Consider the following 12601-nt stretch of genomic DNA (forward strand, 5'->3'; position numbering starts at 1 on the left):
CTTCCAGGGGAAGCGCCGGTAGAATCGAGGGGTGACCTCGACTGTCGTTCATCTCCCTGCCCCCCGCATCCCACGAGTGCGCGCGGCGTCCGGGCGGCTTCAGGATAACCCCGTCGTCGGACAGAAGCGGGTTCTGCTCGCCGCCCCGCGCGGATACTGCGCCGGTGTCGACCGTGCGGTCGTCGCCGTCGAGAAGGCGCTCGAACGCTACGGTGCCCCTGTCTACGTCCGCAAACAGATCGTGCACAACATCCACGTGGTGACCGAGCTCGAGGACAAGGGTGCGATCTTCGTCGAGGAGGTCGACGAGGTCCCCGAGGGAGCGCACGTCGTCTTCAGTGCGCACGGCGTCTCGCCGGCAGTCGTGACCGCGGCATCCGACCGCGGACTGCACGCGATCGATGCGACGTGCCCGCTGGTCACCAAGGTGCACCGCGAAGCCGTGCGCTTCGCTCGGGACGACTTCGAGATCCTGCTCATCGGCCACGAGGGTCATGAGGAGGTCGAGGGCACCGCTGGTGAGGCGCCCGATCACGTGACGATCGTGAACTCTCCTGACGACGCCGACCGCGTGCAGGTCAAGGACCCGTCGAAGGTCGTGTGGCTCTCGCAGACCACGCTCTCGGTGGACGAGACGATGGAGACGGTGAACCGTCTGCGCACTCGGTTCCCCGACCTGCACAACCCGCCGTCCGACGACATCTGCTACGCCACGCAGAACCGTCAGGTCGCGATCAAGAAGGTGGCTGCCGCCGCTGACCTCGTCATCGTCGTCGGCTCGTCGAACTCATCCAACAGCGTTCGCCTGGTCGAGGTCGCCCTCGAGTACGGCGCCAAGGCGGCGTACCGCGTCGACTACGCCGAAGAGGTGCAGCAGGAGTGGCTCGACGGCGTCGAGACCGTCGGCGTCACCAGCGGCGCCTCGGTGCCGGAGGTGCTCGTGCGCGAAGTGCTCGCAGCGCTGGACGATGCGGGCTACCGCGACGTCGAAGAGATCAAGACGGCTGAAGAGGACCTCATGTTCTCGCTGCCCAAGGAACTGCGTCAGGATGCTGCAGGGCAGCGCGACGCACGGGCGCTGGGCGGACGTCCCTCCGGAGGAGGCGCGTAACGTTGAACGCCGCGGAAGCGGAACCGACGCTGATCGGATCGGTGCAACGGGCGCTGAGGCTCGTCGACATCGTCGCGAACTCGCCGCGACCGCTTCCCGTCAAGATGCTCGCCGCCATCACGGGGCTCACGCCTGGCACGACGTACAACCTGGTGCGCACCCTGATCCACGAGGGGTATCTGACCTCGGAGCCGGACGGCCTCGTGCTGGGTTCCCGGTTCCCGGCGTTCCAGCAGGAGACCGACTCCCGCGGCGTCTTCCTCGCGCGGGTGCGTTCGGCGCTCCGTGAGGTCACCGATGAGGTCGGTGCGACCGCCTATCTGTCTCGGTACGACGACGGCGAGATGCATCTCGTCGACATCGTCGACGCGGTGCACAACCCCCGCGTGGAGCTGTGGGTGGGGCTGCAGTCGAGCGCGCATGCGACCGCGCTCGGCAAGCAGATCCTCGCGGAGCTCCCGGACGAGGATCGCCTCGACTACCTCTCCAGGCACCGTCTCGAGGAGCTGACGCCGCGGACCATCAGCAATCGCCGCACGCTGCTCACCCAGCTGGAGCATGCGCCGGGGTGGGTCGTCGACGAGGAGGAGTACGCGATCGGCGCCACCTGCGTCGCGGTGCCGGTGATCGCACCGAACCTCACGGCATCCCTCGCGATCTCCCTCCCATCCGACCAGGCCGTGGTGAATCGGGTGCTCGTCACGAAGCTGCAGCGCTCCGCTCGACGACTGTCGCTGCAGCTCGGCGCGCACTCCTTCGACAACTCGGCGCTGGCCGGCGAGTTCACCATCTGAAGAAACCGGGCTGGTGGAGTGCTGGTCGCCTTCCCTATGATCAGGAATGTAGCGGTCTGTGCAAACGGCCCTACTGGTCGACGGATTGTCCCCAGCTTTCCGTGACCTACTTGGATGATGAGCGTCCCCAGCGCACTGAGTCCGCGGCCCCGAGGAGTCCCCAATTCTCCGGGGCCGCCATTCTTTTCCGGCACCGTCGGCTGAGAACCGCACAGAGCAGGTGCGGTTAGCATGGCGAGATGACCGATCAACGGCCCCAGTACGGCGAACTCGCGACACCCGAGGAGCAACGCCGAGCCGCAGGGCTCCCGCCGCTCGGCGAGATCCCTCCGGTGCCCCCAATGATGCAGCTTTCGGCACCCGAGCCAGTGGCGCAGGCCCCGAACCCGGGTCGCTCCCGCCCGGTCGACCGGTTCGTGACGATCGGTCTTCTCGCGTACGGCCTCGTCAACGTCGTGATCACGGGCCTGTCGTACCTCGATCTGCCGACCGTCATGAACGAGAGCATGAAGATTCTCGGAATCGACGGCGAGTTCTCCAACTTCGCGCAGGGAAAGCTGTGGGGCACGATCGCTGCGGCCCTGCTCGTGATCGGCTGGGCGCTCACTGCGGCGCTCGCGATCAAGCGACTCCGGCGGGGCAAGGTCGCCTGGTGGGTGCCGCTCGTCGGCGCCGTCGTCACGATGGCGGTCGTCTCGGCGTGCATCGCGGTGCCGATGTTCAACGACCCGGCCTTCATGGCCTACCTGGAGCAGATGTCCGGCGGCTGAGCCCTGGAGGAGACGAGAAGAGGCGCCCGGCGGATTGCCGGGCGCCTCTTCACTTCGACAGGCTCAGTGACCCATCGACAGGCTCAGATCAGCTCTTGGACTGACCGTACGAGCCGAGCTGGCGCGTGGACTCGATGACGCGAGCGGCCATCGCCGACTCGGCGACCTTGCCCCAGGCGCGCGGGTCGTACTGCTTCTTGTTGCCGACCTCGCCGTCGACCTTCAGCACGCCGTCGTAGTTCTTGAACATGTAGTCGGCGATCGCACGCGTGTAGGCGTACTGGGTGTCGGTGTCGATGTTCATCTTGATGACACCGTTCGCGACGGCGAGTGCGATCTCGTCGTCGGTCGAGCCGGATCCGCCGTGGAAGACCAGGTCGAGCGGCTTCGCGCCCGTGTTGTACTTCGCAGCGACCTGCGCCTGGATGTCGCCGAGGAGCTCGGGCCGCAGCTTCACGCCGCCCGGCTTGTACACGCCGTGCACGTTGCCGAACGTGAGCGCGGCGATGTACCGGCCCTGCTCGCCGAGGCCCAGTGCCTGGACGGCCTGGTCGACGTCGGCGAACGTCGTGTAGAGCGCGTCGTTCGAGCCCTCGTGTGCGACGCCGTCCTCTTCGCCGCCCACGACGCCGATCTCGACCTCGAGGATCGCGTTGATCGCCTTCATGCGGGGGAGGAGGTCCTTGGCGATCTCGATGTTCTCAGCGAGCGGCACGGCCGAGCCGTCCCACATGTGCGACTGGAAGATCGGGTTGCGTCCGGCCTTGACCTCTTCCTCGGAGGCGGAGATCAGCGGCTCGACGAAGCCGGCGAGGGCGTCCTTCGGGCAGTGGTCCGTGTGCAGGGCGACGGTGATCGGGTAGTTCTTGGCGACCTCGGTCGCGAAACGGGCGAAGGCCAGGGCGCCGGTGGCGCGTGCCTTGACGGTGTGACCGGCGAAGTAGTCCGCTCCACCCGTGGTGACCTGGATGATGCCGTCGGAGCCGGCCTCGGTCAGTCCCTGGAGGACGGAGTTGATGGTCTGCGAGCTCGAGACGTTGAATGCGGGGTACGCGAAGCCGCCGGCCTTCGCGCGGTCGAGCATTTCGGCGTACTGATCCGGGGTGGCGACGGGCATGAGAACTCCTGCGTATAGGTGAGCCGGGACAGCTGTCACTCTATCGGGGAGTGCGATGGGATGCCGCAGTCGAGAGCGTCGCTGCGGACGCAGTGTCCTACCGGAATGTTAAGAAGCTCGAATCCTTCGATCTCTGAGAAGCGAAAGGGGCCGATTCTGCGCGGCTCGATGGCTAGGCTGACGTCATGGTGAGCCTGACAGCAGATCTGAGTCCGCTTCGTCCCGACCGCAACCTCGCGATGGAGCTCGTGCGCGCCACCGAGGCTGCCGCGATCCGGGCCGTCCCCTTCATCGGCCGAGGCGCGAAGGAGGCTGCTGACGGCGCCGCCGTCGACGCGATGCGAGCATTCCTCGGCACGGTCGACTTCCAGGGACGCGTCGTGATCGGCGAGGGTGAGAAGGACAACGCCCCGATGCTGTTCAACGGCGAGGTCGTCGGAACCGGTCGTGGCCCCCTGTGCGACATCGCCGTCGACCCGATCGACGGCACCTCGCTGACGGCCGCCGGTCGCCAGAACGCGCTCTCGGTGATCGCCGTCTCCGATCGCGGCACCATGCTCGACGCATCGACCGTGTTCTACATGGACAAACTGGTCACCGGGCCCGCCGGTGTCGGAGTCGTCGACATCCGGCTGCCCATCGGCGAGAACATCCGCAAGCTCGCTGGTGCGCTCGACAAGCCGGTCGACGAGATCGTGGTGTCGGTGCTGAACCGCCCGCGCCACGAGCAGCTGATCCAGGAGATCCGGGATGCCGGCGCCGGCACGCGCCTGATGAGCGACGGCGACGTCGCCGGCGGCATCAACGCCGCTCGCCACGATGCCCGCACCGACATGTGCGTCGGCGTCGGCGGCAGCCCGGAGGGCATCGTGACCGCCTGTGCGATCAAGGCGCTCGGCGGGCACATCCAGGGCCGTCTGTGGCCGCGCGACGACGACGAGCGGCAGCGTGGCATCGACGCCGGTCTCGACATGGATCGCGTCTACGAGGCGGACGATCTGGTGCAGGGCAACAACACGATCTTCGTCGCCACCGGCGTCACCGACGGCCAGCTGGTCGCCGGAGTGCGGCGCGAGCGCGGCTACGTGTACACCGAGAGCGTCGTCCTGCGTGGCGCATCGGGCACGCTGCGCCGCATCGCCTCGGAGCACCTCGTCTCCAAGTGGCTCTGACGGGCTTCGTGCGCGTCGCATCCTGACGCATCGCAGAGGCATCGTTACCGACCCGGTATCGCCTCTGACAGCGCTGATCCCCTCTTTCCAGCGACCCCGTGTGACAATTGTGACTGGGTTTGTCGCCGTCGCGGAGCCCCCAGGCACCGCGGGCAGAGGAGGACGAACAGATGACAACGCAGCAGACGCGTGGCTCCAAAGCCGCACCGACCAAGATCGTGACGACGAATACCGGACGCATTCTCCGGGTGAGCGCAGACGTGGAGCAGGGTGTCGCCGTCCCTCCCGTCGCAGTCGCTCCCGCGCCGACTGCGGTCGACCCCGCTCGCCGCGCCGACGTGTTGTTCCGCGTCCGCCGGGATGAGGGGCACGAGGTCAGTTCCTGGTGGATGATCGGCGCGTTCCTCGCGACCAGCGGCCTCGTCATCCTGCTGCTGAGCGGCGTCCCCGGCATCGCCTGAGGCTTGCCCCGCTAGTCGTTCGCGGCGCGTCGAGCGGTCGTGTCGTCACCGTCGAGCAGGCGACCACGGATGTCTCCGACGTCGGCGAGCAACGCTCCCTGCGCGTTCTCGATCGTGTCTTCGAGCTCGGTCTTGGAATGCGGCTCGGAACCGGTCGTATCGACGAGTTCGGGCGCCGTGAACCTTCGTGCCGGCGCCGTGACGGGCTGCGGCTTCGCATCGAGTGCCGATGAATCGATCCCCGGGAACTGGCGCGCGGTCACGAGCACCCGATTCTCGAGCGAGCCGGCGAACTTGTTGTAGCTGTCGACCGTGCGCTCGAGTGCACGCCTGAGGTCGTCCGCGTGTCCGGCGAGAACGCCGAGCCGGTCGTACAGCTGCGTGCCGAGCGCGAGCAGCGCGCGCGCCTCGGTCGAGACCTCCTGCTGCGTCCAGGTGTACGCGACCGTCTTCAGCACCGCCCAGAGATTGACCGGTGAGGCCAGGGCGACGCGACGGCTGAACGAGTAGTCGAGCAGGGTCGGATCCTCGTCGATCGCCGCAGCGAGCAGCGACTCGCTCGGCAGGAAGCAGATCACGAACTCGGGACTCGCGTCGAGACCCGACCAGTACGCCTTCTTCGAGAGTGCGTCGACGTGTGCCCTGACCGCCTTGACATGCCGCTGCATCAGCGCGCGCCGCTGCGCCTCGTGCGCGTCGCCCGCCGGCAGCGCCGAGGCTTCGAGGTAGGCGTCGAGCGGGACCTTGGCGTCGACCGGAATGGAGGCGCCTCCCGCGAGGCGGATCACCATGTCAGGGCGCCCCTGACCGCGGTCGGAGGCGATCGTCGCCTGCAGGTCGAAGTCCACGTGCCTGGTGAGTCCGGCGGCCTCGACGACGCGCCGAAGCTGCGTCTCGCCCCACACCCCCCTGGTGGCCGTCGAACGCAGCGCGCCGGCAAGCGACTCCGTGGTGGCGCGGAGCGCCTCATCCGATTCCTGCGCACGACGCAGCTGCTCGGCGAGCGTGCCGAACTGCTCGTGACGCTCCTGCTCGATCGTGGCGACCTTGCTCTGCATCTGCTGCAGGCTCTCCCGCACCGGGGCGAGCGCCGTGAGCACGGCGTTCTGCTGCTGCACGCGCACGGCCTCAGCGCGCTGCTCGGCGCGCGAGTGCTCCACCGCATCGCGGTACAGGTCGTACTGCCGGTCGCGGTCGTCGCGGGCAGCTGCGAGCTCGGCCTCGGTGCGGGCGAGCGCGGCGGCGCCTCGTCCGGCGTGCAGGAACCAGCCCAGTGCGCCTCCGGCCGCGAGGGCCGCGAGCACGAGGAGAACGATCAGTGCAGCATCCATGTCCTCATGGTGCCCCAGGGGTCGGACATCCGCGGGAGCGGCGCGGCGTCCGCCGTCAGCAGGACGCGCTCAGGCGAGCCCGCTCAGGCGACAGCGCGCTCCGGCACGCGCACCGGCGGCTGCGTCACGCGCAGGCTCAGTGCGTCGGCGAGCTCGTGCACATCCGCAGCGCCGACACGACGAGCGGAATCGATCACGATCTGGGCGCACGCACGGGCGTCAGCCAGTGCATCGTGGTGCGAGAACTCCGCGAATCCGGCTGCTGCGGCAGCGACCGGCAGCCGGTAGGAGTCGAGGTCGTAGACCTTCCGCGCCACCTGGAGACTGCAGAGCGAGCGATAGGGTGGGCAGTCGCCGCCGGTGGCCTCGGACGCCCGGCGCAGCACGTTCAGATCGAAGCCGGCGTTGTGGGCGACCAGCACGTCTTCTCCTGCGAACTCGCAGAGGCGGGAGAACTGCTCGGTCCAGGTCGCCGCGGAGCGCACGTCCGATGCCTGGATCCCGTGGATCCGCACGTTCCACTCCTGGAACACATCGTGGCCGGCCGGAGGCTGGATCAGCCATCCGGTCATGGCGACGACCTCGCCGTCGCGCACGCGCACGAGTCCGACGGAACAGGCGGAGGCAGGGCTGGAGTTCGCGGTCTCGAAGTCGATGGCGGTGAAATCCAGGGGCACGTCATTCACTCTCTCCCGCAGATCCGACACGGCCCGGAGGACTCGCCGTAGGCTGGCGACATGGCAGATGAGCGGGCGACGTCTTTCGGTGCACGGGCGGGCGACTACGAGGCCGGACGGCCCGAGTACCCCTTCGCGGCGGTGGCCTGGATGCTCGAACCGATGCCCGATGGGTCGCGCCGGATCGCGGACGTCGGTGCTGGCACGGGCAAGCTCACCCGCGCGCTGCTCGCGGCGCCGGATGCCGAGGTCATCGCGCTCGATCCCGACCCCGCCATGCTCGCGACCCTCAGCGTCTCCATCCCCGGCGTCCCGACGTTCGTCGGCTCGGCGGAGCGTCTGCCGCTGCCGGATTCGAGTGTCGATGCGGTCGTGCTCGGCCAGGCGTGGCACTGGGTGGAGCCGGTCGCAGCCTCGACCGAGATCGGCCGGGTGGTGCGCTCCGGGGGAGTGCTCGGACTGATCTGGAACATCCGCGACGAGCGCCAGGAATGGGTGCGCCGGCTGACCGCGATCATGCACGGCAGCGCGGCGGAGGAGATGCTGGCCGCTGGGGATCCCGTCGTGTCGGCGCCGTTCGGCGCGCTGGAGCAGGACTCGTGGGAGTGGTCGCGGCCGATCACCCGGTCGCAGCTGCACAGCATGGCGTCGTCGCGGAGCTACGTGATCACGGCATCCGATGAGGAGAAGGCCCGGATCCGCCGCGAGATGGACGCCCTGTTCGACGAGCTCGGCCTCGACGCCGACGGCGCGATCGACCTGCCGTACGTCACGCGCGCGTTCCGCGCCGTCCGCGACTGAGCGCCGAGCCCGCATCCGCGGCATCCGCGACCGGTAGACTCCTACCCCGTGGCTCTTACAATCGGTATCGTCGGCCTGCCCAATGTCGGCAAGTCCACCCTCTTCAACGCACTCACCAAGAACGACGTGCTCGCGGCGAACTACCCGTTCGCGACGATCGAGCCCAATGTCGGCGTGGTGAACCTGCCTGACCCCCGCCTCGACACGCTCGCCGGGATCTTCGGCAGCGAGCGGATCCTGCCCGCCGCGGTGTCGTTCGTCGACATCGCCGGCATCGTGCGCGGAGCGAGTGAGGGCGAGGGCCTCGGCAACAAGTTCCTCGCGAACATCCGTGAGGCGGACGCGATCGCCCAGGTCGTCCGTGGCTTCGCCGATGACGACGTCGTGCACGTGGACGGCGCCGTGAACCCGGCATCCGACATGGAGACCATCAACGCCGAGCTCATGCTCGCCGACCTCGAGACCGTCGACAAGGCGATCGCGCGGTACGAGAAGGAAGTGCGCGGCAAGAAGATCGAGCCCGTCGTGCTCGAGACCGCCGTTGCAGTGAAGGATGCGCTGGAGCGCGGGGTGCTGCTCTCCGTCGCCGGCATCGACCTGACGCCGATCCGCGAACTCGGCCTCCTCACCGCCAAGCCCGTCATCTTCGTGTTCAACGTGGACGAGGCCGTGCTGACGGACGACGCGCGCAAGGCGGAGCTCGCTGCGCTCGTCGCCCCGGCGAAGGCGATCTTCCTCGACGCCAAGATCGAGTCGGAGCTGATCGACCTCGACCCGGAGGATGCCGCAGAACTGCTGGCCTCCACCGGTCAGGACGAGTCGGGTCTCGACCAGCTCGCGCGCATCGGCTTCGACACGCTCGGACTGCAGACGTACCTCACCGCTGGGCCGAAGGAAGCCCGCGCGTGGACGATCCCCAAGGGGTCGAAGGCGCCGCAGGCCGCCGGTGTCATCCACACGGACTTCGAGAAGGGGTTCATCAAGGCGGAGATCGTCTCGTTCGACGACCTCGTCGAGAACGGCTCCGTGGTGGAGGCCCGCGCCAAGGGCAAGGCTCGCCTCGAGGGCAAGGACTACGTCATGCAGGACGGCGACGTGGTGGAGTTCCGCTTCAACAACTGAGTCTGGCTGGTGGATGATCTGAGCGTGCGGGCTGGCTCCTGATCGCGCTAGGTTGACCGCGCGTTCACTTCCCTACCTGCTGAGCGAGCCGTGTCGTCGGCGACCGGGACGCTCTGCTCGGTGGCGGAGAAATGGAGAACGGTTGCTTCGTGCCGGAACTTGGTGGCGTTCCGCTTCGGATCAACCTCTACCAGCGAGAACTGAGTCAACACGGGGTTGGATAGCCACATGAGCAGCGACGACATAGTGAACGTGAGGCTGACCATCGCGGAGGCACTGATCCTCTTCGAGTGGCTCTACCGGTCGTCGCGGGGACAAAGTCCCGCATCCTTCATCGATCAGGCCGAGCGGCGCGTCCTGTGGGATGTTGAGGCCATGCTGGAAAGCGTCCTCCTTGGGCCACTGTCGGCGGATACGATTCGCAGCTCGCGGCGGCACGAGCCGCGGTGCCCGACGGGATCCCGGTGGACTCGCGCTTGGAATCACATCGGGCGGGTCCAAGTAAGCTTCGTTCATGATCCAGGGCAACAGGGCGTCGCTCAGCATTCACAGCGATACTAAGACGGTAGCCGAGATCTCTGCGATGCTCGGGCTGGAGCCCACCGACTGGGGTGACGAAGGCGAACCCACCCCTGCGGGGCGGGCCGGTCGGAACTATGCGCCGGAGCTTCTGACGCACCAGCGGACCTTTTGGTCGCTCACGAAGAGTGTTGACGAACCGAGTGCCAACGATCAGACCGGCTTCTCCGCGCTTCGCGCGTTGGTGGTGACGCTGGAACCAAACGCTCAGGCGCTCATGGTGCTACGTCAAGGCGGAGAGACCAGGATCTGGTGGTCAGGAGACTCCGACAGCACGCAAGGTGGATTCGTGCTGGAGGCGGACCTGATCCACTATCTTTCCAAGCTGGGGTGTGATGTCTACGGGACCGCATATCTCGCCGCTTCAACAACTGAGGCCGCGGCGATCGTCACGCAATGATGTCAACGGAGCCGGTGCGTCTCGGAGACGCGACGATGTCGCTCGAGTTCACGAATCCGAGGTTCGACGAATCGGGTTTCGCGTTCCTGGACGTATGGCTGCAGGGAGCGCGACTCGATGCGCGCCACGGCTTCTACGCGCATGACGCCGCCGAGCTGGTGCGGTACTTCCGATCCCTCGATGACGATTGGCGCGGGTGGTCGGGGGAGCGACGATTCGAATCCGTGGAGGGCGACGTCGTCCTGAGTGCGCGCCATGCCCGTCGTATCGAACTCTCCGTGTCGCTCACAGCGGAGGCAGACCGCGACGTCTCCACGTTCGTTGGCTGGGCCTGCAGCGCAGTCGTCAGCGTCGAGCCCGGTGAACAGCTCTCGCGTTTCGTCCGCAGCCTCGACGACCTCGTTCGACGACCGGCTGCGTTATGACGATGACGTCGCTGCGGTGCACTGCTGGTCGCGGCGCTGACGGAGTATCCCGATGACTCTCCACTCCTTCCATCTCGCCCGGATGCCGGTGCTCACCGCGATCGGCGGGATCCTGCGTGCGCCGAAGGCGCCTGGGCTCCGCCACATCGAGGTGCTCGCCGGGATGCAGCTCGGCGCCCCGGTGATCTCGACGCGCCGGATGCAGGTGCGCAGGGTCGCGGTGTTCGCCGAGTGGGAGGACGAGGCCGCCCTCGAGGACTTCCTGGCCCAGCATCGATTCGGGCGCGAGCTGGGAAGAGGATGGCACGTCCGGCTCGAGTTCGTGCGCCGCTGGGGTGGGGTGCGCGAGCTGTCTGCACTCCCCGAGGTGGCCGGGCGCATGGAGCCTGACGAGCCGGTGGTCGCGGTCACGCTGGCGCGGATGCGGCTGCCGGAGCTGCCGCGGTTCCTCCGCTGGGGGCGCCCGGTGGAGCGACAGGTGCGGGATCATCCCGAGACGACGCTCGCCGGTGCTGCGATCCGACTGCCGCGGACGATCTCGACGTTCTCGATCTGGACGAGCACCAGGGCGATGACCGGCATGGTGTTCGGCCGCGACAGCGGCTCAGCTGCGCAGCGTCACTCCGGTGCGATGGCTGAGCGCGAGCGCCGCGACTTCCACCACGAGTTCACGACGCTGCGGTTCCGGCCGCTGTCGGAGCACGGGGAGTGGGAGCGGCGCAGCGATCATGTGCCGTGGGGCAGCCGAACTCAGTCCAGCTGATCGAGCGCGTCCTGCGCCTCGCTGACCGCGTTCGCGGCGGCGGCGAGCTCCTCGGCAGTCGCCGCTTCCCGTTCCTCAGCGGTCTGCGCATCGGATCCGGCGTGCTCGGCATCAGCCTTCGTCTTCGTGAGCTCCGCCTCGAGCTCCTCGATACGATCTGTCAGTTCCTTCGCGCGACGCGCGGCGTCCGTACGCGTCTTCTCGGCCTTGGTGTGGGCGCGGTCGGCCTGATCGCGGACCTTCTGGGCGTCCCGCAGCGCGCGCTCGGCCTCACGACGCTTCCGCCGCGCACCGACCTCGTCGGCAGGAGCGGGTGACGGTGTCAGCGCATCGGGGACGCCGCCGGCGACCACAGCGGCCAGGTCGATCGTGGACGAAGGCTCGAGTTCTCGGATGAGGCGGCCGGAGGCGACCGCGGCTGCGGCATCCGGATCGAAGAATGCTGCGGAGAGGGTCTGCTGCACCGCATCGAGTGTCGAGGGTGTGATGCGCTCGCCGCGGGCCGTCGCCAACTCGGCGGCGCCCTGCGCGAGACGGCGGGTGAGTGCCCGTCGCTCCCTGCCGAGCTTCGCGAGCGTCGCGGCGTCGAGGTCTTCCTGTGCCTCGCGCAGCTCCTCGGCGAGCTGCAGTGCCTCGCCGAGCTGGTCGGCGCGCTCCCGCGCGAACACGTTGACGACCCAGGCGGCGATCGACGGCTTGCGCAGCGCCTTCACCTGCGAGGACAGCGCAGCATCCGCGTGCTTCGCCTTGGCGTTCCGCGCGGCGATGAACTCTTCCGGCGGACCGCTGTAGAGCTCGGCGGCGATCGACTCCAGAGTCTCATCGGTCATCGTCCTCGACTCCTCCCCGTCTTCGATCCGCGCCTGCGGCAGCGGCACGAGTCTATGGCCGCGCACCCGCCGAGAGCGATCGATGCGCGCCGCGCATGGGAGCGCTCGCCCGCGGGACTCGTCCCAAAGATGCGACGCACAGAGAGAGCCGGATACGCTGGAGTCGGCCGGTTAGGTCGTCCTCACCTTCTTCTCGGACGGCACCAGACGCGCCCTTTGCACTCGACACCCAACCCCGCGAGGAGACT

General features: G+C 68.0%; 14 protein-coding genes. 10 read left to right on the plus strand and 4 right to left on the minus strand.

Annotated elements, in window-relative coordinates:
* The first annotated feature begins 67 nt into the window (after positions 1-67).
* The 3 genes from V7Z82_RS00300 (at position 68) to V7Z82_RS00310 (ending at position 2675) form a co-directional block, all read left to right on the plus strand.
* Positions 68-1111 (plus strand): 4-hydroxy-3-methylbut-2-enyl diphosphate reductase, encoded by a 1044-nt coding sequence (locus tag V7Z82_RS00300; RefSeq protein WP_442927576.1) that lies wholly within the window; start codon positions 68-70, stop codon positions 1109-1111.
* A gap of 2 nt (positions 1112-1113) precedes the next feature.
* Complete coding sequence (locus tag V7Z82_RS00305; protein ID WP_334146770.1) at positions 1114-1905, plus strand: IclR family transcriptional regulator; 792 nt, start codon at positions 1114-1116, stop codon at positions 1903-1905.
* A gap of 239 nt (positions 1906-2144) precedes the next feature.
* Complete coding sequence (locus V7Z82_RS00310; protein ID WP_334146772.1) at positions 2145-2675, plus strand: DUF6264 family protein; 531 nt, start codon at positions 2145-2147, stop codon at positions 2673-2675.
* A gap of 88 nt (positions 2676-2763) precedes the next feature.
* Here V7Z82_RS00310 and fbaA read toward each other — a convergent pair whose 3' ends face one another.
* Positions 2764-3792: a class II fructose-bisphosphate aldolase gene (gene fbaA / locus V7Z82_RS00315; protein ID WP_334146774.1), complete on the minus strand. Its 1029-nt coding sequence runs from the start codon at positions 3790-3792 to the stop codon at positions 2764-2766.
* Between the two features lie 185 nt (positions 3793-3977).
* On the opposite strand from fbaA, the gene glpX reads away from it, so the two are divergent.
* Positions 3978-4964 (plus strand): class II fructose-bisphosphatase, encoded by a 987-nt coding sequence (gene glpX / locus V7Z82_RS00320; RefSeq protein WP_029262953.1) that lies wholly within the window; start codon positions 3978-3980, stop codon positions 4962-4964.
* A 170-nt stretch (positions 4965-5134) separates the two neighbouring features.
* The gene (locus V7Z82_RS00325; protein ID WP_334146778.1) at positions 5135-5425 is read left to right on the plus strand and encodes a hypothetical protein; all 291 of its coding nucleotides are present in this window, start codon (positions 5135-5137) and stop codon (positions 5423-5425) included.
* Between the two features lie 11 nt (positions 5426-5436).
* Here V7Z82_RS00325 and V7Z82_RS00330 read toward each other — a convergent pair whose 3' ends face one another.
* A complete protein-coding gene (locus V7Z82_RS00330; protein WP_334146780.1) occupies positions 5437-6756 on the minus strand; it encodes a DNA recombination protein RmuC in 1320 nt (439 codons plus the stop codon).
* An 83-nt stretch (positions 6757-6839) separates the two neighbouring features.
* Entirely contained in the window at positions 6840-7433 is a 594-nt protein-coding gene (locus V7Z82_RS00335) for a 3'-5' exonuclease (RefSeq protein ID WP_334146782.1), read from the minus strand.
* 60 nt (positions 7434-7493) lie between these two features.
* Between V7Z82_RS00335 and V7Z82_RS00340 the strand changes: the two genes are divergently transcribed.
* The 5 genes from V7Z82_RS00340 to V7Z82_RS00360 all read left to right on the plus strand — a co-directional run bounded on the left by V7Z82_RS00340 (position 7494) and on the right by V7Z82_RS00360 (position 11523).
* Complete coding sequence (locus V7Z82_RS00340) at positions 7494-8234, plus strand: class I SAM-dependent methyltransferase (RefSeq protein ID WP_334146785.1); 741 nt, start codon at positions 7494-7496, stop codon at positions 8232-8234.
* 48 nt (positions 8235-8282) lie between these two features.
* Positions 8283-9356, plus strand: coding sequence for a redox-regulated ATPase YchF (gene ychF / locus V7Z82_RS00345; protein ID WP_334146788.1), 1074 nt, complete (start codon positions 8283-8285; stop codon positions 9354-9356).
* A gap of 514 nt (positions 9357-9870) precedes the next feature.
* On the plus strand, positions 9871-10335 hold the full coding sequence (locus V7Z82_RS00350) for a DUF4279 domain-containing protein (RefSeq protein ID WP_334146790.1): 465 nt from the start codon (positions 9871-9873) through the stop codon (positions 10333-10335).
* Positions 10332-10760 (plus strand): DUF6228 family protein, encoded by a 429-nt coding sequence (locus V7Z82_RS00355; RefSeq protein ID WP_334146792.1) that lies wholly within the window; start codon positions 10332-10334, stop codon positions 10758-10760. Before V7Z82_RS00350 ends, V7Z82_RS00355 begins: the two co-directional genes overlap by 4 nt.
* A gap of 52 nt (positions 10761-10812) precedes the next feature.
* Positions 10813-11523, plus strand: a complete 711-nt coding sequence (locus V7Z82_RS00360) for a hypothetical protein (protein ID WP_334146794.1) — start codon at positions 10813-10815, stop codon at positions 11521-11523.
* Here V7Z82_RS00360 and V7Z82_RS00365 read toward each other — a convergent pair.
* Positions 11511-12353 (minus strand): transposase, encoded by an 843-nt coding sequence (locus tag V7Z82_RS00365; RefSeq protein WP_334146796.1) that lies wholly within the window; start codon positions 12351-12353, stop codon positions 11511-11513. The two genes, V7Z82_RS00360 and V7Z82_RS00365, sit on opposite strands and share 13 nt — an antisense overlap.
* Between the last annotated feature and the right edge of the window lie 248 nt (positions 12354-12601).

Source organism: Microbacterium sp., from assembly GCF_036823965.1.
Classification (GTDB): Bacteria; Actinomycetota; Actinomycetes; order Actinomycetales; family Microbacteriaceae; genus Microbacterium.